Source organism: Pseudovibrio sp. SCP20, from assembly GCF_057774105.1.
Map to the genome: position 1 here is coordinate 686,148 of NZ_JBYMDH010000003.1, position 20,077 is coordinate 706,224.

At 53.7% G+C, this 20,077-nt stretch carries 22 protein-coding genes; 9 read left to right on the plus strand and 13 right to left on the minus strand.

Annotated features, from left to right (window positions below; all coding sequences use genetic code 11):
• Positions 1-330 precede the first annotated feature (330 nt).
• Positions 331-1,395, plus strand: a complete 1,065-nt coding sequence (locus AC3CB2_RS15690) for an alpha/beta fold hydrolase (RefSeq protein WP_352934078.1) — start codon at positions 331-333, stop codon at positions 1,393-1,395.
• Positions 1,396-1,446: 51 nt separating this feature from the next.
• On the opposite strand, the gene AC3CB2_RS15695 is transcribed toward AC3CB2_RS15690, so the two are convergent.
• From AC3CB2_RS15695 to AC3CB2_RS15705, 3 genes are all read right to left on the minus strand, one after another.
• Positions 1,447-2,445 (minus strand): AraC family transcriptional regulator, encoded by a 999-nt coding sequence (locus AC3CB2_RS15695; RefSeq protein WP_352934080.1) that lies wholly within the window; start codon positions 2,443-2,445, stop codon positions 1,447-1,449.
• Between the two features lie 20 nt (positions 2,446-2,465).
• A complete protein-coding gene (locus tag AC3CB2_RS15700) occupies positions 2,466-3,293 on the minus strand; it encodes an oxidoreductase (protein WP_352934082.1) in 828 nt (275 codons plus the stop codon).
• Positions 3,294-3,400: 107 nt separating this feature from the next.
• Positions 3,401-3,655 (minus strand): hypothetical protein, encoded by a 255-nt coding sequence (locus AC3CB2_RS15705; protein WP_352934085.1) that lies wholly within the window; start codon positions 3,653-3,655, stop codon positions 3,401-3,403.
• A gap of 91 nt (positions 3,656-3,746) precedes the next feature.
• Here AC3CB2_RS15705 and AC3CB2_RS15710 point away from each other — a divergent pair, with 91 nt between their 5' ends.
• Complete coding sequence (locus AC3CB2_RS15710; RefSeq protein WP_352934088.1) at positions 3,747-4,001, plus strand: hypothetical protein; 255 nt, start codon at positions 3,747-3,749, stop codon at positions 3,999-4,001.
• 78 nt (positions 4,002-4,079) lie between these two features.
• On the plus strand, positions 4,080-4,619 hold the full coding sequence (locus tag AC3CB2_RS15715) for a DMT family transporter (protein WP_352934091.1): 540 nt from the start codon (positions 4,080-4,082) through the stop codon (positions 4,617-4,619).
• A gap of 163 nt (positions 4,620-4,782) precedes the next feature.
• Here AC3CB2_RS15715 and AC3CB2_RS15720 read toward each other — a convergent pair whose 3' ends face one another.
• Positions 4,783-5,535, minus strand: coding sequence for an inositol monophosphatase family protein (locus AC3CB2_RS15720; RefSeq protein ID WP_352934094.1), 753 nt, complete (start codon positions 5,533-5,535; stop codon positions 4,783-4,785).
• A gap of 234 nt (positions 5,536-5,769) precedes the next feature.
• Here AC3CB2_RS15720 and AC3CB2_RS15725 point away from each other — a divergent pair, with 234 nt between their 5' ends.
• Positions 5,770-6,213 carry a DUF3429 domain-containing protein gene (locus tag AC3CB2_RS15725; RefSeq protein WP_075700705.1) on the plus strand — a complete coding sequence of 148 codons (444 nt, stop codon included), beginning with the start codon at positions 5,770-5,772 and terminating at the stop codon, positions 6,211-6,213.
• Between the two features lie 100 nt (positions 6,214-6,313).
• Here AC3CB2_RS15725 and AC3CB2_RS15730 read toward each other — a convergent pair whose 3' ends face one another.
• Genes AC3CB2_RS15730 through AC3CB2_RS15745 form a run of 4 tightly spaced genes read right to left on the minus strand, consistent with a single transcriptional unit; the run spans position 6,314 to position 8,515 of the window.
• Entirely contained in the window at positions 6,314-6,691 is a 378-nt protein-coding gene (locus AC3CB2_RS15730) for a protein tyrosine phosphatase family protein (RefSeq protein WP_008552848.1), read from the minus strand.
• Entirely contained in the window at positions 6,681-7,571 is an 891-nt protein-coding gene (locus AC3CB2_RS15735; RefSeq protein WP_352934097.1) for an MBL fold metallo-hydrolase, read from the minus strand. The genes AC3CB2_RS15730 and AC3CB2_RS15735 overlap by 11 nt, the downstream gene beginning before the upstream one ends.
• Before the next feature lie 49 nt (positions 7,572-7,620).
• Entirely contained in the window at positions 7,621-8,061 is a 441-nt protein-coding gene (locus tag AC3CB2_RS15740; protein ID WP_008552810.1) for a DUF6691 family protein, read from the minus strand.
• A 1-nt stretch (position 8,062) separates the two neighbouring features.
• Positions 8,063-8,515, minus strand: a complete 453-nt coding sequence (locus tag AC3CB2_RS15745) for a YeeE/YedE family protein (RefSeq protein WP_352934100.1) — start codon at positions 8,513-8,515, stop codon at positions 8,063-8,065.
• A gap of 308 nt (positions 8,516-8,823) precedes the next feature.
• Here AC3CB2_RS15745 and AC3CB2_RS15750 point away from each other — a divergent pair, with 308 nt between their 5' ends.
• The gene (locus AC3CB2_RS15750) at positions 8,824-9,972 is read left to right on the plus strand and encodes an acyl-CoA dehydrogenase family protein (protein ID WP_008552877.1); all 1,149 of its coding nucleotides are present in this window, start codon (positions 8,824-8,826) and stop codon (positions 9,970-9,972) included.
• 35 nt (positions 9,973-10,007) lie between these two features.
• Here the strand turns inward: AC3CB2_RS15750 and AC3CB2_RS15755 are convergent, their stop codons facing one another.
• Together AC3CB2_RS15755 and AC3CB2_RS15760 are read right to left on the minus strand one after the other, a co-directional pair.
• The gene (locus tag AC3CB2_RS15755) at positions 10,008-10,643 is read right to left on the minus strand and encodes a hypothetical protein (RefSeq protein ID WP_352934103.1); all 636 of its coding nucleotides are present in this window, start codon (positions 10,641-10,643) and stop codon (positions 10,008-10,010) included.
• 154 nt (positions 10,644-10,797) lie between these two features.
• Positions 10,798-11,658, minus strand: a complete 861-nt coding sequence (locus AC3CB2_RS15760; RefSeq protein ID WP_352934106.1) for a trypsin-like serine peptidase — start codon at positions 11,656-11,658, stop codon at positions 10,798-10,800.
• Between the two features lie 273 nt (positions 11,659-11,931).
• Between AC3CB2_RS15760 and AC3CB2_RS15765 the strand changes: the two genes are divergently transcribed.
• The 4 genes from AC3CB2_RS15765 (at position 11,932) to AC3CB2_RS15780 (ending at position 15,604) form a co-directional block, all read left to right on the plus strand.
• Positions 11,932-12,351: a hypothetical protein gene (locus AC3CB2_RS15765; RefSeq protein ID WP_208608772.1), complete on the plus strand. Its 420-nt coding sequence runs from the start codon at positions 11,932-11,934 to the stop codon at positions 12,349-12,351.
• A 67-nt stretch (positions 12,352-12,418) separates the two neighbouring features.
• Complete coding sequence (locus AC3CB2_RS15770) at positions 12,419-13,096, plus strand: PspA/IM30 family protein (RefSeq protein ID WP_014286867.1); 678 nt, start codon at positions 12,419-12,421, stop codon at positions 13,094-13,096.
• A gap of 36 nt (positions 13,097-13,132) precedes the next feature.
• A complete protein-coding gene (locus tag AC3CB2_RS15775; protein ID WP_352934110.1) occupies positions 13,133-13,846 on the plus strand; it encodes an OB-fold-containig protein in 714 nt (237 codons plus the stop codon).
• A gap of 21 nt (positions 13,847-13,867) precedes the next feature.
• On the plus strand, positions 13,868-15,604 hold the full coding sequence (locus tag AC3CB2_RS15780; RefSeq protein ID WP_352934113.1) for a flotillin family protein: 1,737 nt from the start codon (positions 13,868-13,870) through the stop codon (positions 15,602-15,604).
• A 56-nt stretch (positions 15,605-15,660) separates the two neighbouring features.
• On the opposite strand, the gene AC3CB2_RS15785 is transcribed toward AC3CB2_RS15780, so the two are convergent.
• The 3 genes from AC3CB2_RS15785 to AC3CB2_RS15795 form a co-directional block, all read right to left on the minus strand.
• Positions 15,661-16,833: an acyl-CoA dehydrogenase family protein gene (locus AC3CB2_RS15785; RefSeq protein ID WP_352934116.1), complete on the minus strand. Its 1,173-nt coding sequence runs from the start codon at positions 16,831-16,833 to the stop codon at positions 15,661-15,663.
• Positions 16,834-16,872: 39 nt separating this feature from the next.
• Complete coding sequence (locus tag AC3CB2_RS15790; protein ID WP_352934119.1) at positions 16,873-18,762, minus strand: acetyl/propionyl/methylcrotonyl-CoA carboxylase subunit alpha; 1,890 nt, start codon at positions 18,760-18,762, stop codon at positions 16,873-16,875.
• A 102-nt stretch (positions 18,763-18,864) separates the two neighbouring features.
• Positions 18,865-20,052 carry an acyl-CoA dehydrogenase family protein gene (locus AC3CB2_RS15795; protein ID WP_054784594.1) on the minus strand — a complete coding sequence of 396 codons (1,188 nt, stop codon included), beginning with the start codon at positions 20,050-20,052 and terminating at the stop codon, positions 18,865-18,867.
• Positions 20,053-20,077: the final 25 nt, after the last annotated feature.

Consider the following 20,077-nt stretch of genomic DNA (forward strand, 5'->3'; position numbering starts at 1 on the left):
ACAAGAAATATTCACGCGTATTAGAAGACACGCTTCAACCAGAGATCGCAAGTGAAATACGAGATTTTTCGTAGGCAAGCGCAAGAAAATGTAATTCTAGGTCATTCCAAACGCGATTGACGCATGAATATGTCAGACAAAGTCCATTTTCAGAACAAAAGCTACAAAACGCATTCATGAGCGAAATTCCGCAAGAAATGCGAAGCATGAAGAAATTCAGTTGAGTACAGTCCTGAAACGACATTTTTCACCGTGCACGTTGTCTCCGCTATAGACCGGATAGGTGCACATATGATTCATTGGGCTCTGCTGCAATGAAGGAGTGGTTTTATGAGGGTAAGCGGCAAAAAGATGCTTCTCTTTATCGTTATTCTGGTTGGCTTGCTGTTCGCCGGTGGTGGCGCCTTTGTCTGGTGGATGATGCAACAGCCGATGTTCAAACTCGGCACCGTTGCCCAGCGTACAGACCTGACCCCTGTCGGCATTTTTGATGATTTCTGGGAAGTCTCACCGGGTGTAAAGCTCAAGCACTTCTCAACTGGTGAAGGCCGCAACATCCTCTTCGTGCACGGTGGCCCCGGCATTCCAACAATGGAGAGCGCTCCGGGCTTTGACCTGCTCTCAGATGAATACCGTGTCAACTACTACGACCAGCGCGGCGTAGGCCGCTCCACACGCCCCTTCGATCGCTTCCCGGCAGAAGACAGTTCATGGACAAAGATCCAGCTGCTGGAAAGCACCCTCGGCATCAGCCAGCAACTGGCGGACATCGAACGCATTCGTAAACTGCTGGGCGATGACAAGCTCATCCTCATGGGACACTCCTACGGCGCCCTGCTCGCATCACTTTATGCCGCTGAGTTTCCAGAGAACGTCGACAAGCTGATCCTGCTCAATCCGGCAGACCTGCTCGTCTTCCCCTCTGGCAACAAAGGCCTGTTTGAGAATGTCCGCGAACGCCTGCCAGAGCGCGACCACAAAGCCTATGATAGATGGCAGCGTCGTTACCTCGACCTTGGCCAGATCTTCAAGGAAGACGAAGCCAGCCTGCAACAGCTGGATGCAGACTTCCTGCCGTTCTTCATCAAGGCAACCGGCGACACGATCGAAGGCGCTCCACCAGTCTCACCAGACCTCTTCGGCAGCTGGTACACCCGCGCCCAGTTCTTCGGCCTTGGTAGACGTCATGACTGGAGCGCACACATGGGCAACATCACCGCTGACACGCTGATCATTCACGGCAGCAAAGACTTCCAGCCACTCGCCGTCTCAGAGCTCTACGAAAAAGCCATCCCGAACGCACAGCTGGTAGAAATCGAAGAAGCCGCCCACTTCCCGCACTTCAACAACGCCAAAGCGCTGGAACAACAACTGCGCCCGTTCCTGAACAAGTAACGCAGCAAAAAAGGTGCTCTCCCCCCAACGGGGAGCACCTTTCAAGATCACTCAGTGCACGGCTCTGCGGGCCGCCTCCGGTGTGCGGCCTGTCCATCCATGAAACGCCCGCACAAATGAGTTGGGATCATTGTAGCCAATCAGGAACGAGATCTTAGCGCTGGAGTAATCCGTGTTGCCCAGATAGTGCCAGGCCAGCTCTTCCCGCAACTCATTCAACACCTCCTGAAAACTCGTCGCTTCCGCAGCCAGCTTGCGCTGCAACGTGCGTTGACTAACCGCCAGCTTCCGCGCCACATCCTCAATGGAGCAATGCCCGCTGGCCAGCAACTCCGTCAGGCACGCCCGTACCTTGTCTTTATAACCCGCCTGCTCTGTCAGTTCATTCAACCGCGCTTGCAAAGCGGGCTCAAAAACAGCCCATATGGATTTGTTCGCGCTCAGAAAAGGCCGCGAAGCAACCTCCTCGGAAAACACATGCCCATCATGGTCCGCCTTCGTCAGCTTGCAGCCCAGAAACTCCTCATAAGGCCCACAATCCTTCGGCAGCTCTTTGATGAAAGCGGCTTTGGGCACAATCCGCTCCCGCAAGGCCAGACGCGCCAAATGGACGATGAACACCAGCTCCATGAGCACTACCTGCATGGGCAACTCAATGCCCGGCATCGGTCCTTTCACGCCAAAACGTACGTCAAACGGACCTTCCTGCACGGTCAGCCGTACCGGACCGATGAGCATCTTGTACTGCGAAATCCGTTTGATCGCTTCTATCAGATTGGCGCTGCAAAAGCCTGCAAAGATCGGCGGGCTGAACTGCTCCACACTGATGGATTGCCCAAGCATCAGCGGATAGAACGGATCATCCAGCAAAACACCAAGGCTTTCCAACAAGCGCAAATACTCCGGTGCCGTTAGCGATGCGTTTCCGCGGCTGATGAGATCTGTCGGTAACTGCGCATGCACCAGCAGGTCCTGCGGACGGATGCCAAGCTGTTTGACCAGCTCTTTCCACCCGTCATCAATCGCGAATTTCACAGCACCCTGTGTCATGGTCTTGCACCATCTCACTCTTACTTCAGTGTACTCATCACCATGCGGTCAAACAGGCGATCACCTAGGTATGTTCGCACGAAAATCATAAGCTTCGCATAGCGGCCAGCAGCGTAGCGCGTTTTTGGGCGCCCCGCACGCACAGCTTGGCTAACCACATCTGCAATCAGGCTGGCCGGTGAGCCGGTCTTCTTCTCATAAGCCGCCCGGCTGGCATTCTCGATGTTGTGCGCCAGCTTGCCATAAGGGCCAGAGCCGGAGCGCTCCATCATCGGCTTCAGCATCACATTGCCAAACTCAGTCAGAATGATGCCAGGCTCCACAACAACCACATCAATCCCGTGCAAGGCAGCTTCCAAGCGTAAGCTGTCAGACCATCCCTCTACCGCATGTTTGGAGGCGTGATACCACGCACCCAGCGGCGTATACATCTTTCCGCCCATGGAGGTGATGTTGATGATCTTGCCGGACTTCTGTTCTCGCATCAGAGGTAGAACCAGCTGTGTCAGACGTGCCACACCAAAGAAGTTGACGTCAAACTGATACCGCACATCTTCCATGCTGGTTTCTTCAACGGATCCGTAGCAGCCAAAGCCAGCATTGTTGACCAGCACATCCACCGTGCCATGCACTTGTTTAATCTGCTCAACAACAGCGATCAGATCCTCTTCTTTGGTCACATCCATCTGCAGCACATGTGCACCGCTGGCTGCCAGATCTTCCATCTTCTCAACACTACGTGCAGCGGCATAAACCACCAGACCATCTTTCATCAGGTTCCGGGCAATCTCTTTACCCATGCCGGAAGAAGCACCGGTGACGAGGGCGACTTTTGCTTTGCTGGACATTGTTCTCTCCTGTCTTGCGTTGGAAAGAACGTAACCAGCAGATCACGACAGCACACTAGCAGACCGCGCCAATGGATATGCAGATCACGCCAACTTTCAAAGAAGCGTCAGTCTTCCGCTTCAATCAGCTTGTGGCTGTCTTCAGCTGTCAGGTCGAGCCCATAGGCTTCGCGCATGCCGGCGATGAAGGCCAGTGTATCCGGGCCAAACGGTGCCTTGCCTTCAAAGCTGTGCAGCACGATGCCCTCAAGCAGATCCCCCAGCCCCATCTCATGATGAGCAGCCACGGCCTTCAGCACCTTCAGCACCCGCTTTTCCAGCCGCACACCGGTCTGCACCCGTTCAATCTTACATGGTGTCATGACAGTTCCTCGCTCACAGGATAGTTTACGTCTCAAACGAATCTGGTAACATGGTACCAAGTTACCAATTTCATATCTTGGCGGTTCTCCCATGTCAAACAACATCAAAGGGGTCCTTTGGGGCCTTCTTTCTGCTGCGCTGTTCACGCTCGTGTCGGCTCTCGCCAAGATCGCGGTCATTGAGTATCACGTGCTGCAAATCCTGTTTGTCAGGCAATGCTTTGTGTTTGCCTCTGCTTTGCCAGTGCTGCTCAAAACATTCCCCCACGGGTTCAAAACGCAGCATCCACTGCCCCATGCATTGCGGTTAGGCGGTGCTTTTGTTACGCTCTCCACCGGCATCTGAGCCGTAGCGCTGCTGCCTCTCACCAACGCAACCACGCTCGCCTTTGCCAAGGTCTTCTTTGTAGCTCTCCTCGCCTCCGTGTTTCTGGGGGAAGCCACCACAAAAAACCGCATACTCGGCATCACCCTCGGTTTCCTTGGCGTGCTGATCGTTATCCGACCCGGCTTTGATGGCCTTGCCAGCCTCTATGCACTTGTCCCTCTTGCCGGGGCATTGGGCGCTGCCGTCGCTGTCGTCTGTGTCCGCAAACTCTCACAGACAGAAAGCACAGCCACATTGCTCGGCTATCAGGCCGTCTTTGTCGGCCTCATGGCAGGCCTGCCCATGTTCTGGCTCTGGAAGACACCGGACCTCTTCGGCTTCGTCCTCCTCATCTCCATGGCTCTCATCGCCACACTAGGCCAGTGGATCGGCATCAAAGCGCTCAGACTGGGTGAGGCCCGCCTTGTCAGCAGCACGGAGTACTTCTCCCTCATCTACGCCGCCCTGCTCGGACTTGTCCTCTTCTCAGAGCTGCCAGATGCCTTCACCCTCATTGGAGCAGCCACCATCATCTTCTCTGCTCTCTACATGATGCAGAAAGAACACCGCCGGAAAGCAGCGCTCAAACCAACCTAACCCGGCAAGGCGCAAGGGGAATAACTTTTGCTGGAAAGCAGGCGGAGGGGCTTTGGTGGTACCACGAGACCATCAACCCCAAGCAACGCAGAAAAACGCTAAGAACGCAAACAAACGCACAAAACAACGCAAAAGCAGATATCCCCGCTCCTGCCACAAGCGCTTAAAGGTACGGCACCAGAATATCTGAAAGCACAGAACCCTTCGGATAGGCAAAGACGCTGCCGCGCTCATAAACATAAGGCCCAACCTCAAGTCCAGCCTCAGCGCAGATCAGCTGCCCTGCCAACACATCCCAGCTGTTCACGCAGCCGTTGTAAGAGCCATCCACCTGCCCCGTCGCTGCCTGACACAATGCCCAAGCCGCAGACCCGCAAATCCGGATCTGATGTTGCTCAGCCACCAACTGATTGACCTTGTTGAGGAAGTCGAGGTTGTTCTCTTGCTTGTAATTGAAGCACAGGTTCACGACCAGCTCATGATCACAAGCCTGCCGAGGCTGTAACTTCTTGCCATCCTCAAACGCCCCTATCCCCCGCGCAGCATAAATCGTCCGCCGGTGAAATGGCGCATGAACAACACCAACAGCCGGTCCCTGTTCATCAACAAAAGCCATGGAAATACAAAAGTCTGGCCGGCCATAAAGGTAGTTGGTCGTGCCATCTATCGGGTCAATAACCCAGCACGGTGGCTCCAGAACTCCGCCGGTTTCTTCCCCTTTGAACCCATGTTTCGGGAAGGCCTCTGACAGCGCCTGTTTGATGCGCCGCTCAACCTCACAGTCCGCTTCGCTCACGTAATCCAACAAACCCTTGCTGCCAATCTGTAGCTTGTCTCGGTCATGAAACACCGCAAGAGCATAAGCACCAACCTCCTCTGCAATCAGTCTGGCTGTGGTGAGTATCTCTTGTTGCATGGTGAGCACTTTCGTTGGTTATTACTGTCTGGTGGTGCCCTTTCTGCTTATCTCCGAAAAGTGGGAACCGGTTTTCGGATTAAGATACGCAAAAACAAGGCCTAAAGCAGTTTCATCGCAAACTGCCTTTAGGTATTGAGCAGTTCATTCAAAAGAGCAACTTCGTATCAGGACTACCTTCAGCCTTAAACGCTAGCCTTTATCAGGAGTAGAAATGAGCTGGACTAAAACCTGATGAACCGAGAACTCCCCGTGCTCTATGCTTGCCTCGCCCTGGCCGGAACCATTCCCTTCATCGCCGGAGCTATAGGTTTATCAGTGGGTTACTCGTTTCTACCGGTGGTTGGCGCAACGGTCATCGCGGTCAGTCTCTATGCCCTTGTCATCCTCTCCTTCATGGCCGGAAGTCAGTGGGGCATGTTCTTCATCGCCCCTCATCCAAGACGCGCCTGGCTGCTATTATGGAGCAACTTTGTCGCACTTTCCGGCTGGTGCCTGTTCCTGTTTACCGCGCCGATCATCTTCATTCTCGGACTTATCATCCTCTTCTCAGGCATGCTGTTTGTTGATTTCTATCTTCAGAACCTGGAAATCACATCACGAAATTACCTCGGCGTACGCATCACAGCCACCATCATCACGCTGATCGCACTGGGCGTCATCGCCCTCAACGTGTGAGGCTTATCCCCCCTCAGCCTGTTCGAAGCCATACGTTCGACGAAAAATGCCAGCAAGGTCTCCCTCACTGGCATCTTCAAATCTAGCTGCTTGGCAACGCTTACATATTGATGGAGCGCCACAACATGGTAGAACGGTTCCCACTCCGGCAATATGCCAAAACAGGTCTTGGTGCTTCCGCAAGAAAATCGATCAGCTCCTGACCAGCTTCTGCAAAATCTGTCCCCGGTCCAATCGGAATGTAAATGTGCTCCAGCCCCTGCTCTTCAGCAGCGCCAGAAACCTCCAGATAAGTCGGCTGGTTCGGCGCTTCATCATCAGGACGGTTACAGACGATAGACCGGAAACCCTGCTCACGCGCCTTCTCCATGTCCTCCGGATAGAGCTGCCCGGCAACCCAGTAATCCTCGGCAAGTTGACGCGCACGCAGCTGACCACCGCCGCCGCCTGAAATTTTCTGAAGTAGACTAGAGAACATTAACTGGCACTTTCAAGTAGGTTTGACCGGTTTCGTTTTCTGCCTCAGGCAAACGGCCGGCTCTCATATTCACCTGAATGCTCGGCACAATCAGGTTAGGCATATCAAGCGTTGCATCTCGAGCTTCGCGCATTTCGACGAACTTTTCACGACTAGTACTATTACCTACATGAATGTTCTCGTTTTTCTCAGCAGCAACAGTTGTTTCAAACAGAATATCACGCCCGTTTGCGCCATAGTCGTGGCACATGAACAAACGCATTTCATCTGGCAAACTCAACACCTTATGGATGGAGTCATACAGCACGGACGCATCCCCGCCCGGGAAGTCAGCACGTGCAGTGCCACTGTCCGGCATAAACAAGGTATCCCCCACAAACGCTGCATCACCAATCACATGCACCATGCACGCTGGCGTATGACCCGGTGTATGCATCGCAAAGCACTTCAGATTCCCGATCTGATAGGTATCCCCGTCCTGGAACAGCTTATCAAACTGGCTACCATCACGGGCAAACTCAGTACCGGCATTAAACACCTTGCCAAACACGCCCTGAACAACTGTTACCTGCTCACCAATACCAATCTTGCCGCCCAGCTGCTCCTGAATATACGGCGCAGCAGACAGGTGATCCGCATGCACATGAGTTTCAAGCAGCCATTCCAGCTTCAGGCCATTAGAGCGGATGTACTCAATGATTTCATCGGCATGCTCAAAGCTGATGCGGCCAGCGGGATAGTCGATATCCATCACACTGTCGACAACCGCACATGCCTTTGTTTCCGGATCTGTCACCACATAGGTGATCGTGTTTGACACCGGATCAAAGAAGTCCTTGATTTCCACCTTCTGGTCCATCTGCACAGGATAGCTGCTCATAACCTTCTCCGCTTTAAATCTATGATTTATCTAAGAAATGCATGACAGATCAGGCCTGTTTGAGGGCTCTTCGCATCGAGAGATTGGCAACGAACTTCGCAAAGAGCATCCCTCCCGTCATACATAAAACAAACACGATCGCCTGAGGCGACAACAACGAAACTGAAACCAGTGCAGGCCCAGGGCACAAACCGATTAATCCCCATCCCGCACCAAACGTGGCTGACCCGAAAATCAGCCGTTTGTCGATCTGCTGAAACGTCGGGATCCGGAAATCATCCGCCACAAACGGACGCGGCAGAAAGCGCGCCAGACGGAAGAACGGAGCCGCCACCAAAATGGCACCGCCCATCACAAAGGCGAGACTTGGGTCCCAGTTTCCAAACACATCAAGGAAGTTTTGCACCTTCAAAGGGTTGCTCATTCCCGCAATAACCAGACCAGCCCCAAAGGTCAGACCGGCGAATAATCCAGCAATAATCCGTTGCATGTTATCCCCCCACCACGTGGCGAAGAACGAACACAACGGCAATGCCGACAGACATGAAGGTGATCGTCGCAGCCAGTGAGCGAACAGACAGGCGCGACAATCCGCAAACCCCATGTCCACTCGTGCATCCGCTACCGAACACCGAGCCAAAGCCCACAAGAGCCCCTGCAATCGCAATCAGCGTCAGGTCTCCTGTAAACACCTGCTCAATCTCAAAACCAGCTGCCATAAGCAGCAGAGGCGCAAGAATAATCCCGACAACAAACGACAGCTGCCAGCCCTTCTCACCATGCACCCAGGCCGACTTGCCATTGGCAAGCGTACCCGGCTCAAACAAGCGGCTGTAAATACCGCTAATCCCCGCGATACGCCCATTGGCGAGCAGCAGGATGACCGTAGACAAGCCGATTAAAACGCCTCCGGCTAACGAGGCATATGGGGTAAACTCAGTCATGTTTTATACTCGTTCTTTCCCCTGCAGAGGAAAGTTCGGTTGATGGAGAATTTGACCGAAGGGTGCGCAACACCACGATCAAAAATAATATATTTTTCTAATTTAGTTATTTCTAATATATAAGCCGAATTCTGAGTGTCAAGTCGCTACCAACAGCAATTATGCCAATCACCTAATACTCATCGCCAGTTGCGCAGAATGATCCCCTCCCTTAGGCTTGCCGTATACGTAAAGAAACGACCCTGGATCGCTGTTGGGAGATGACGTGGGGATCCTGTCGTTTCACTTGGAAATACAAAGGGATGGATATGATTGACGAAGACCTGAAGGGTGAACTTGAGCTTTTTCGCGATAATGTAAAGCGGTTCATCGAAGCAGAGATTCTCCCGCACTACGACGAATGGGAGAAGGCAGATATCTTCCCGCGTGACATCTGGAACAAGATGGGTGAGCAGGGTCTGCTCTCCGTAGACACCCCGGAAGAATATGGCGGGTTCGGCACCAACTTCTTGTTCTCCATGGTCATCATTGAAGAATTCACCCGTGCCAACTGCTCCGGTCTGGGCGTATCCCTGAGCGTGCACTCAGACATCGTTGCCCCTTATATCCTCAATCACGGCAGCGAAGAGCAGAAGAAAAAGTACCTGCCTAAAATGGTCAGCGGCGAATGCGTCGGCGCCATCGCAATGACCGAACCAGCAGCTGGTTCTGACCTACAGGGCATCCGTACAATCGCCCGCAAAGATGGCGATGACTACATCATCAACGGCAGCAAAATCTTCATCACCAACGGCCAGCATGCAGATGTTGTGATCGTTGTTGCCCGCACAAATCTAGACGTCTCCGGCTCCAAGGGAACCAGTCTTTTCCTCGTCGATGCAGACAACCCAGGCTTCAAGCGCGGTCAGAACCTGGACAAGATCGGCCTGCATTCCTCAGACACATCTGAACTGTTCTTCGAGGACCTCCGCGTCCCGGCCAGTGCCTGCCTCGGCAAGCTGGACACAGGCTTCCACATCATGATGAACGAGCTGCCACGCGAACGGCTTACCCTCGCAGTGGGCGCAGTTGCTGGCGCTGAAGGCGTGCTGGCAATGACTGCTGACTACGTCAAAGAACGTCAGGCATTCGGTCGCCCGGTCGCAACCCTTCAGAACACCCGCTTCAAAATGGCAGAAATGGCCACCGACGTCCGCGTTCACCGTGCGTTCGTTGATGAATGCTGTCGCCTGTTCCTGGAAGGCAAGCTCGATAACACCACCGTCAGCATGGCGAAACTCGGTACAACGGAAATGCAGGGCCGCGTCGTCGACGGCTGCCTCCAGCTCCATGGCGGTTACGGCTACATGAGAGAATACGGCGTTTCCCGCGCCTTCGTAGACGCCCGTGTTCAGCGCATCTACGGCGGTACTTCAGAGATCATGAAGGAACTGATCAGCCGCGAAGTGTTGGCATAAGTTTCTTCAAGGGGAGGCACGAGTCTCCCCTTTCATCACTGCACCAACTTGTTGCGCACGACCCGCAACTCATCAAACTGCATGACACCATCTTCAGATGTCCAAAGGTGCTGGCCTTCCCCTCTCAGGATGGTTCCCAGCTCCGGGCTGTACGTATACTTTGTGACGATATCCTCACCCTCAGTGCCGACAGTTTCCAGCGTCACGTCGAGCACATCATATGCGCAGCTGCCAACCTGCAATCTGCCCGGTTCGCCAACGGAAAACTTGTAAGGTACATCTCTGCGCACAAGGTCTTCATTTTCAAACACATCGACAGATGCCGTCCAGGTCTTACCCACTTCCAGCGGAAAGAATTCGGAAAACGGAACATCAGGCACATAGGTGCGATTGATATGGGAACCGCGTTCGTAGGAGAGAAACAATCCCCGCTCGTGAACATGGATCTGGTCTCGCACGACCACATACCGCTCGTTCAAATGCAGCTCTGTAATCTGCCCGTTATTATCAAGCCGAACAAACAGGCGTGCAGGAATACTGCTGTTGATCAGGACCATGCCAGTTTTCATCGTGTCAGCGGTTGGACACACTTGTGCAACAGCCGCGCCACCGAAGAGTACGCTGCCCAGAAGTCCCATAAATGTTTTGGTTATAACGCCGGATCTTTTCATCGATCTATCATGTAGATTTATTCTTCTATTTATGGTCGCCTATCTATCAGCATTCTGAAAAAATGGGATTGATATATGCGTTTTGCCCATTAGTCACTTTGAACTACGTATATCAACATAACACTTTGGTTAGTGCACTGATCTTGCTGTGCAATTACAGCTCAAGTAGTTCAGCAATCCGCACAGCGTCGGTGTTGCGCTTTGACGCATGCAGCTTCAGGTTGGCAAGAATGGCACTAATCCGGATACCTCGATTGGCAATCCACTTGTTGCGATGTGACGGGTGCGGAATGCTGCGATGGTGCAGCGCCACGGGCAGCCATTGGTCATTCAGCACCGGCGCACCTGATGATCCCGGCAACGTATCACTGGTATACGTGATGAACTGCTCATGTGCGCTCAGGATGCTACTGTTACGAAGTGAAAGGCTCTTCAGCCCACCATTGGGATGATGAATGATTGAAACCGGCTCACCCTTCACCGCCTTACCGGACTGAGGCAGCAGCCTCAGGAACCCAAAGTCCGCCAGAGCCACTTTCCCCTTATTATCCCCCTCAACAGAGACGAAGCTAAAGTCCAGCTGATTGCTGGGGCTGGTGAAGAACAACTCGTCTGTAATTGAAAATTCCGCCGTTCGGTCCAACGAGAAATCCTCGTTCATCTCATAGCGGAAAATGGCTTTGGCCAACGCAGCTGAGTTCCGGGACCTGATCACATGGTTATTGGTCAACAACAGGTTCGGGCCAACAAGAAAGCCAGATCCCGCACCTGCCGGGATACGCCCTCCCCGATAAAGTTGAACCTTACAAACCGCCCGTGCTGCCGCAACACCTCTGCTCAGGTAGTTGATCGGAAAAATATCGGAAACACCCATAATGCGCTCAAACGCGGTGTTATCCCCCTCCGGGATCAGATTTCTGCGCACCTGTAAACGCTCCGGCTCATCCCAGACATCGCCCTCGTGGCTCTCCTCACCACGCCCACAATCACATCCACCGGTTCGCGCTTTCGCCATCTCAGAGCTCCACGTCACAAAGACCACTTATTCCCTAAGAAGACCCGCTTTAAGCCGCCCTGTGAGATTTCGGAGTTCATTTACCAAAACCACAGGTAGATCCTGACAGTTTGGCCAATGTCATTCCCTGTCACTCGAAAAAATTTTAGCTTTACCTCTTGAACAATCACAAATTGCAATTACATTAGAAATACATTTGTAATGCAAAGGTGCAACATGCCATCCAGATCCATTTCGCTAAGCGTGCGATTAACGCAAGAGGAGTCGGAGCGCTTGGCCCGGTTGAACTTTCCGGACGCCAAAACGCCAAGCGACAAAATCAGAGCTCTCATAGCTGCCCCGGAAAGCAGCTTCGCATCCTTGGGGGATGGCACACACACCTTCGCAGCGCGAAAACTGGTGAAGCCAGCAAGTGACATGCTGGACCAGAGCGACCGTCAGTCAGACGTACTACGACTACTGACAGATCGTCTTCCGCTTCTTCTTGGAGAACTGGCCGGTAAAGCTGGTGACACGGATCTGAAAGAAGCAGAAGCCGCCATTACAGAAGATTTTTTTGAGCTCATTGAACTGGTGCTTCAGGCAGGTTTGAGACGTAACCCGCGCCTTCAAAACCCTGAGCTTTTCAAAGAGCTTGTCGATGATATGCGCAGCTCCACCGACCTTTTGCGCACCCGTTTGAACTCGAAGTAATCAGCGTATCTCCGAAAAGTGGAACCCGTTTTTCGGAGAAAGATACGCCATAGAATTGGAGGATTTTATGTCTGAATCTCTTTTATCTCGCGTAGGTCGTCTGGTCTCCGGAACTGCAAACTCGATCGTTGATGCTGTCGAAAGCACAGCGCCAGATTTGGTCATGAAACAGGCTATTCGCGAACTCGACAGCGCTGTTGAGGATGTCCGCGACGCCCTTGGCAAAACCGCGGTCAAAAAACACGTCGCAAGCCAACGCCTTGCTGAAACCAACAAGTCTCACGAGGAACTCTCGGAGAAAATCGCCATCGCCCTGCGCGCTGGTGAGAAAGATCTGGCACGTGCAGCAGTCGCCCGCCAGATGGATCTGGAAGCCCAGATCCCGGTACTCGAAAAGACCATTGCGGACGCTGGCGACGAAGAGCTGGAGCTCAACAACTCCATTCTCGCACTTCAGGGCCGCAAACGCGAAATGTCAGACCAATTAGATGCTTACATTGCGCAGAAAAATGCGGCAGCATCACAAAGTACAACCACAGATGGTGGATCGGATCGTAAACTGAACAGCGCCGTCGACAACGCCAACTCTGCTTTCGAACGGGCAATGAAGGCAGCAACCGGTGTTCCGGGCGTAGCAAACTCTGGTTCTATGGCAGACGATGCCAAACTGGCAAAACTGGACCAGATGGCGCGCGATCACCGTGTAGAAGAACGCCTCGCAGCCTTGGAAGCTGAACTGGAATAACAGCAACAAAAACTATTATGTTCATTGGGGGATGAATTGGCAGAACTTATTTTTTCGGGTGAGACCTATCTCTTCACACTCGCCATCTTCGTGATGCTTGCTCTGGCACTGCTCGAAGTTGTCGGCATGATCTTCGGACTGTCTTTGTCCGGTCTGGTAGATGACGCTCTGCCAGATCTGGAGGTCGACGCTGACCTCGATATAGATGCAGACATCGACGCTGATGTCTCAGTCGATGCCGCAGGCCTTGGCCCCATCGAAGGGTTCTTGGCATGGCTGGCAGTGGGCAAGGTTCCGTTCATTGTTCTGCTGATCATCCTGCTCACCAGCTTCGGCATCACAGGTATTCTTGTCCAATATGCAGCCGCATCTATCGCTGGTGCAACACTACCATTCTGGATGGCGTTGATCCCGACAGGCATTGTCAGCTTCTGGTTCACCGCGAAAACCGGTCACGCCATTGGTCGCGTCATGCCCAAGGAAGAGACGGATGCCCGCTCCAGAGATGCCTTGATTGGCGAAGTTGCAGTCCTGACACTTGGCAATGCGACCAAGGAACTGCAGGCAGAAGCCCGCGTCACGGACAGCTTCGGCACACGCCATTATGTGCAGGTCATTCCAGACCAGCCAGACACAACATTAATGCAGGGAGACGAAGTCTTGCTTGTCGGCTTAAAAGATTCCCTTTTCACAGCAATTCCTAACCCACACGTCAATTTATCACCTCGCAAAGACACGCTTACAAACTAATCTCTCAGTTTGAGGTCAAATATGTTTTCAGATACTCAAAACGCGGTCGTAGCTACGTCTACCAGCTTTATGGAGCTGCTCGTACTCGCCGGTGTTATCCTCGTCGCACTTCTTGCAATCGGTATTGTCTTTTCACGCCTTTATACCCGCTCCTCAAAAGAGGTTGCCTTCGTACGGACTGGTTTTGGTGGCCAGAAAGTCATCATGAACGGCGGTGCAATCGTCCTGCCGGTGCTTCATGATATCATCAACGTCAACATGAACACCCTGCGTCTGGAAGTCCGCCGCGCTGACGAAGCAGCCCTCATCACCCGCGACCGCATGCGCGTCGACGTGGTGGCCGAGTTCTACTTGCGTGTTCAGCCAACCATCGAGTCCATCGCAAACGCTGCTCAAACCCTCGGTGTGCGGACTATGCACCCGGAAGACCTAAAACATCTCATCGAAGGTAAGTTCGTTGATGCCTTGCGTGCTGTGGCTGCAGAAATGGCAATGGAAGAACTCCACGAGCAACGCGTCTCCTTCGTGCAGAAGGTACAGGCTGCTGTTTCCGAAGACCTGCTGAAAAACGGTCTGGAATTGGAGTCCGTTTCTCTGACCGGTCTCGACCAGACCCGCATGGAATACTTCAACCCGAACAACGCGTTCGATGCGGAAGGTTTGACCAAGCTCACACAGGAGATCGAAGAGCGCCGCAGAAAGCGGAACGACATCGAGCAGGACACCGAAGTTCAGATCCAGCGCAAAAACCTGGATGCCGAACAGCAGAAGCTCGATATCTCTCGTGAAGAAGAATACGCCCGTCTGGAACAGCAGCGCGATCTTGAAATCCGCCGCGCCAAACAGCAGGCCCTGATCGCCACCGAACAAGCCGAACGCCGCCGTGATGCAGAGCAGGCAGAGATCACATCCAATCTGGAGATTAAGCAGGCATCTATCGCTTCTGAACGTCAGGTGAAAGAGCAGGAGATCCTCAAAGATCGCGCTCTGGAAGAGACCCGCATTGAGAAGGAAAAGGTCATTGAGCTGACCCAGCAGGATCGCTCCATCGCGGTCTCTGAAAAGTCCAAAGCACTCTCAACAGCGGATGCTGCTGCAAACGAAGCCCGTGCTGTTGCCATCAAGGCAGAAGAACAGGTTGTTACCGCTCGTGAAATCGAAGTGGCAGAGCGTCAGAAGCAAGTTGAGCTGGTTGTTGCAGCTCAGGAAGCGGAACGTGCTGCAATCTCTGTCACCGTTGGTGCGGAAGCTGAAAAGCAGGCTGCAGAAGACCACGCAGAAGCCGTCCGCCTGAAAGCAAGCGGTAACGCGGATCAGATCCGCATCGCGGCAAACGCGGAAGCCGATGCTGTCACCACCCGCGCGGAAGCAGACAAACTGCGCCTTGCAGTGGAAGCAGAAGGTAAGCGCATCCTCAACGAAGCGGCAAACCTGCTGTCCCCTGAGCAGATCCAGATGCAGGTCAAACTCGCGCTGATCGAGGCTCTGCCGCAGGTCATCGGCGCAAGCGTGAAGCCGATGGAAAACATCGACGAGATCAAGATCCTTCAGGTCGATGGCTTAAACGGCTCAGCTCCGGTTGCAAATGGAGCACCGGCAGAAGGCTCTTCCGCAGGCCTCTCCGATCAGCTGGTCAACTCAGCTCTGAGATACCGCTCTCAGGCCCCACTGGTCGACAGTCTCCTCGGAGAACTGGGCATCTCCGGCGCAACGCCAAACGAGATTGCCAAATCAGTCGCAACCGAAGAAAAAGCCTAACCCCAATAAGAAAAGCCCCGCCAATGAGCGGGGCTTTTCATTGCAACAAACTGCTCCTAGATACCCATCTGCCGGCTGGCCAGATCCTTCATGATCTCAGAAGAACCACCACCGATGGTCATCACCTTGGTCTCACGATATATGCGCTCAACCTTGGTTCCGCGCATGTAACCTGCACCACCCAGGATCTGAAGGCACTCGTTGGCCACATATTCCAGCGTACTCGTTGCAAGGTTCTTCGCCATGCAGATCTCGGTGATCGGGCTTTCTCCCAGCTGCAACCGCTGCGCCAGTTCTTCCAGCACAGCCCGAACAGCCTGCATCTTCATTGCCATATCAACGAACTTGTGCCGGATAACCTGCCGGTGAATGAGCGGCTTGCCAAACGTCTCACGCTGCTGCGCCCAATCCAGCGCCTCTTCAAACACACCCAGCATATGACCATAACAGGCGGATGCAAGGAACAGACGCTCATTGTTGAAGTTCATCATGATGCCCATGAACCCGGCGTTCTCACCCCCAATCAGGTTTTCAACTGGCACCTTCACATTGTCAAAATGCAGCGTCGCGGTATCAGAAGCCCACCATCCCATCTTATGCAACGGCGTCTGAGTAAAACCTTCCATGCCCTTCTCAACCAGCATCAGCGAAATACCGCCCATGCCCGTATCACCCGTCCGCACCGCAACCGTATAGTAATCTGCACGCATACCAGAGGTGATGAAGGTCTTCTCACCATTGAGCACATAATGCCCATTCTCACGGCGTGCCACAGTCTTCAGGTTCTGCACATCGGACCCACCACCCGGTTCAGTAATCGCCAGAGCAGAAATCTTCTCACCTGCCAGCACAGAAGGGATCACCCGTGCCTTCAACTCATCAGAGCCAAGATGGGCAATCGGAGGCGTGCCAATGGTGTGGCTCATCAAACCCGCATTGATGCCACCACTTCCTGCACGCCCAAGCTCAACAGCCGATAGATAAGACAGCGGATAATCAATGCCCGTCCCGCCGTACTCTTCAGGGAACATGATGCCGAGCAACCCAACATCCGCCGCCTTTTTGTAAAGCTCACGCGGAAACTCGTTAGCTTCGTCCCATTGGGAGACGTAAGGCGAAATCTCCTTGGCAATGAAGCGGGAAAGCACATCGCGAAACGCTTCATGCTCCTCAGTGAACATGGTGGACTTACGCTTCAATCCGAAGTCAGGAAGGTTCAAACTCATCATATTCTCCACCGCCTTCAAAAGCGGATTCCATCAACTCAATCAGGCGGTTTCATCTTCCAGACGAACCAGCACATCACGGCTGTTCACCTGCGCGCCTTCCTGTGTTCCAAGCTCAGCAACAACGCCATCACGCGGTGCTGTCAGCTCATGCTGCATCTTCATCGCTTCCAGAACCAGCAACACATCTCCCTTGGAAACCTGTGCGCCCTGCTCTGTCTTCAACGCCACAACAGCACCCGGCATAGGCGCAATGATGGAGCTGCCTGCAGCTGAACTGTCATCCTTCTTGGTGCTGAAACTTTGCTCTTCAAAGAACTGCGTCTGCCCTTCCAATGAGATCCAGAGACCACCCTCGGGAGCTTCACTCACAAAGGCTGAGCGTCGAACACCATCCGCTTCAAAGATAATGGCACCACTGTCACCGCCACTGAGGATAGTCAGATCCTCACGCGCTGCGGTCTCTTCCCCATCAAGCTTGATCTTCACCGGCAAAGGCGTCGCTGTAGTCCAGCGGTTTTGGCCTTTGCTGCGCGCAAACAGATGCACAGCGAGGTCACGCATCAACTCTCGTGTGGCATCTGCCGCAACCGATCCAAGCTCGCGATCATTCAAGAAAGCAGTCGTTGCATTGCCAGCCGCAAATACTTCGTCCTGCAACACGCTCTTCAGGAACGCACCGTTGTGCACCAATCCCTGCAGAACCAGCTCATCCAACCCGCGCAACAGTTTGCGGCGTGCTTCGCCCCGGTCACTGCCATGCGCAATCAGCTTGGCAATCATCGGATCGTAATAGGATGAAATCTCGCTGCCCTGCTCAATGGCACTATCAACGCGCAAAGAAAGCTCATTGCCGTTCCACGCCAGCACAGTCCCTGTCTGTGGCAGGAAGCCCGCATCCGCATCTTCGGCATAAAGACGAAGCTCCATGGCGTGGCCGCTGAAGGAAATCTCGTCCTGCTCCAGTGGCAGAGGTTTGCCAGCAGCCACATCCAGCTGCCAGGCAACCAGATCCTGACCGGTAATCTCTTCCGTCACCGGATGTTCCACCTGCAAGCGGGTGTTCATCTCCATGAAGTAGAAACTGCCATCCTCAGCCAGCAGAAACTCAACAGTGCCTGCCCCGCGATAGCCAATGGCCCGCGCTGCATCCACTGCTGCCTGCCCCATCGCAGCCCGGATTTCCGGCGTTACAGATGGTCCCGGCGCTTCTTCAACCACCTTCTGGTGCCGACGCTGCACAGAACAATCGCGCTCACCCAGATACACCACGTGGCCGTGATTGTCGGCAAACACCTGTATCTCCACATGGCGTGGATTGATGACGGCCTTTTCAAGAATAAGCTCGCCATTGCCAAACGCATTCTCTGCTTCAGAGGCCGCAGCAGCCAGCTTGTCTTCAAGCCCATTCAGGTCTTCAACCAAGCGCAGACCGCGCCCACCGCCACCGGCAGATGCCTTGATCATCAGCGGCACACCAATACGCGCAGCTTCCGCTGCCAACGTATCGGTCGACTGATCAGACCCGGAATACCCCGGCACGCATGGCACGCCTGCCTCAATCATCCGCAGCTTGGAAAGCCGCTTGGAGCCCATCAGCTCAATGGCTTCCGCAGGCGGACCAATGAACACCAGCCCAGCTTCCGCACAAGCACGCGCAAACTCAGCATTCTCCGCTAGGAACCCGTAGCCCGGATGCACAGCCTGTGCGCCAGTTTTGCGAGCCGCTTCTAAAATAGCTTCAATCTTGAGGTAGGAGTCAGCTGGTGTCGCACCGCCAATACACGCCGCAATATCAGCGTCTTTAACATGCGGAGCGGTTGCATCAGCCTCGGAATAAACAGCAATACTCCGATAGCCCTTTTGCCGCGCAGTGCGGAACACTCGGCGAGCAATCTCCCCCCGATTGGCGACCAGGACGCTATCAAACATCGAAAATTCCCTTCACACTGCCAATATGGAGCGTATCCCCGAAAAGTGGGAACCGGTTTTCGGATAAGGATACGCCTTTCAAATAATGGCCGAGGAGGCAGCTTATTCAGCTGCTTCCTTCTGCATTGCACGGTTCTTCTTTGGGTTTGGCAAAGTGCCATCCAGCTTGGAGATGATGGAGAGCATCACTTCATCCGCACCGCCACCAATGGAGGTCAGGCGGCTATCACGCAGGAACTGGCTCACAGGGCTGTCCCACATGTAACCCATGCCGCCCCAGAACTGCAGACAGGAGTCCGCCAGCTCGCGAGACAGACGGCCAGCCTTCAACTTCGCCATGGAAGCAAGGCGGGTCACATTCTCACCGCGCACCATGGATTCAACGCACTTCTCAGAAAGCGCACGCAGCAGCTCAACCTCGGTCCGCAGCTCTGACAGGCGGAAGTGAACCACCTGGAAGTCCAGAATGCTCTGGTTGAACGCAGCACGCTCACGGCAATAATCTTCCGTCAGCTGAATGATACGGTCCATACCGTCAATCAGCGACAGCGCACACCACAGACGCTCTTCCTGGAACTGAAGCATCTGGTACATGAAACCAGCGCCCTCAGTACCAATCAGGTTGCGTTGAGGAACACGCACGTCATCAAAGAAGATCTGCGCCGTATCAGAAGAGCGCTGACCCAGCTTGTTCAGGCGATCTGATTTGGTGATACCCGCGCTATCCATCGGCACGATGATCAGAGACTTGTTCTGGTGCTTATGCCCATCACTGGTGTTTGCCAGCATGCACATGTAGTCCGCCTGCGTGGAATTGGTGATCCACATCTTGGATCCGCTGATCACATAGTCATCACCATCTTTACGCGCTGTGGTCTTGATGTTCGCCACATCAGACCCCGCATGGGCCTCAGACACACCAACACAGGCCACCATGTCACCAGCAATCGCCGGAGTCAGAAACTCGCGGCGCAACTCATCAGAACCAAACCGGGAGAGTGCCGGGGTTGCCATATCGGTCTGCACGCCAATCGCCATTGGCACACCACCGCAGGCACACGCGCCCAGTGCCTCGATAGTCATGGCCTGATAAGAGTAATCAAGGCCCATCCCGCCGTACTCTTCCGGCTTGTTGACGCCAAGAAAACCGAGATCACCCATCTTCTTGAAAAGCTCATGAGCCGGGAAGATTCCAGCCTCTTCCCATTCCTGAACATGCGGGTTGATTTCGGCCTCGACGAACTTGACCACCGCACTTTTCATTTTCCGATGTTCTTCAGTATATTCCATCGTGAAACCCTCATGTTGAACTGTG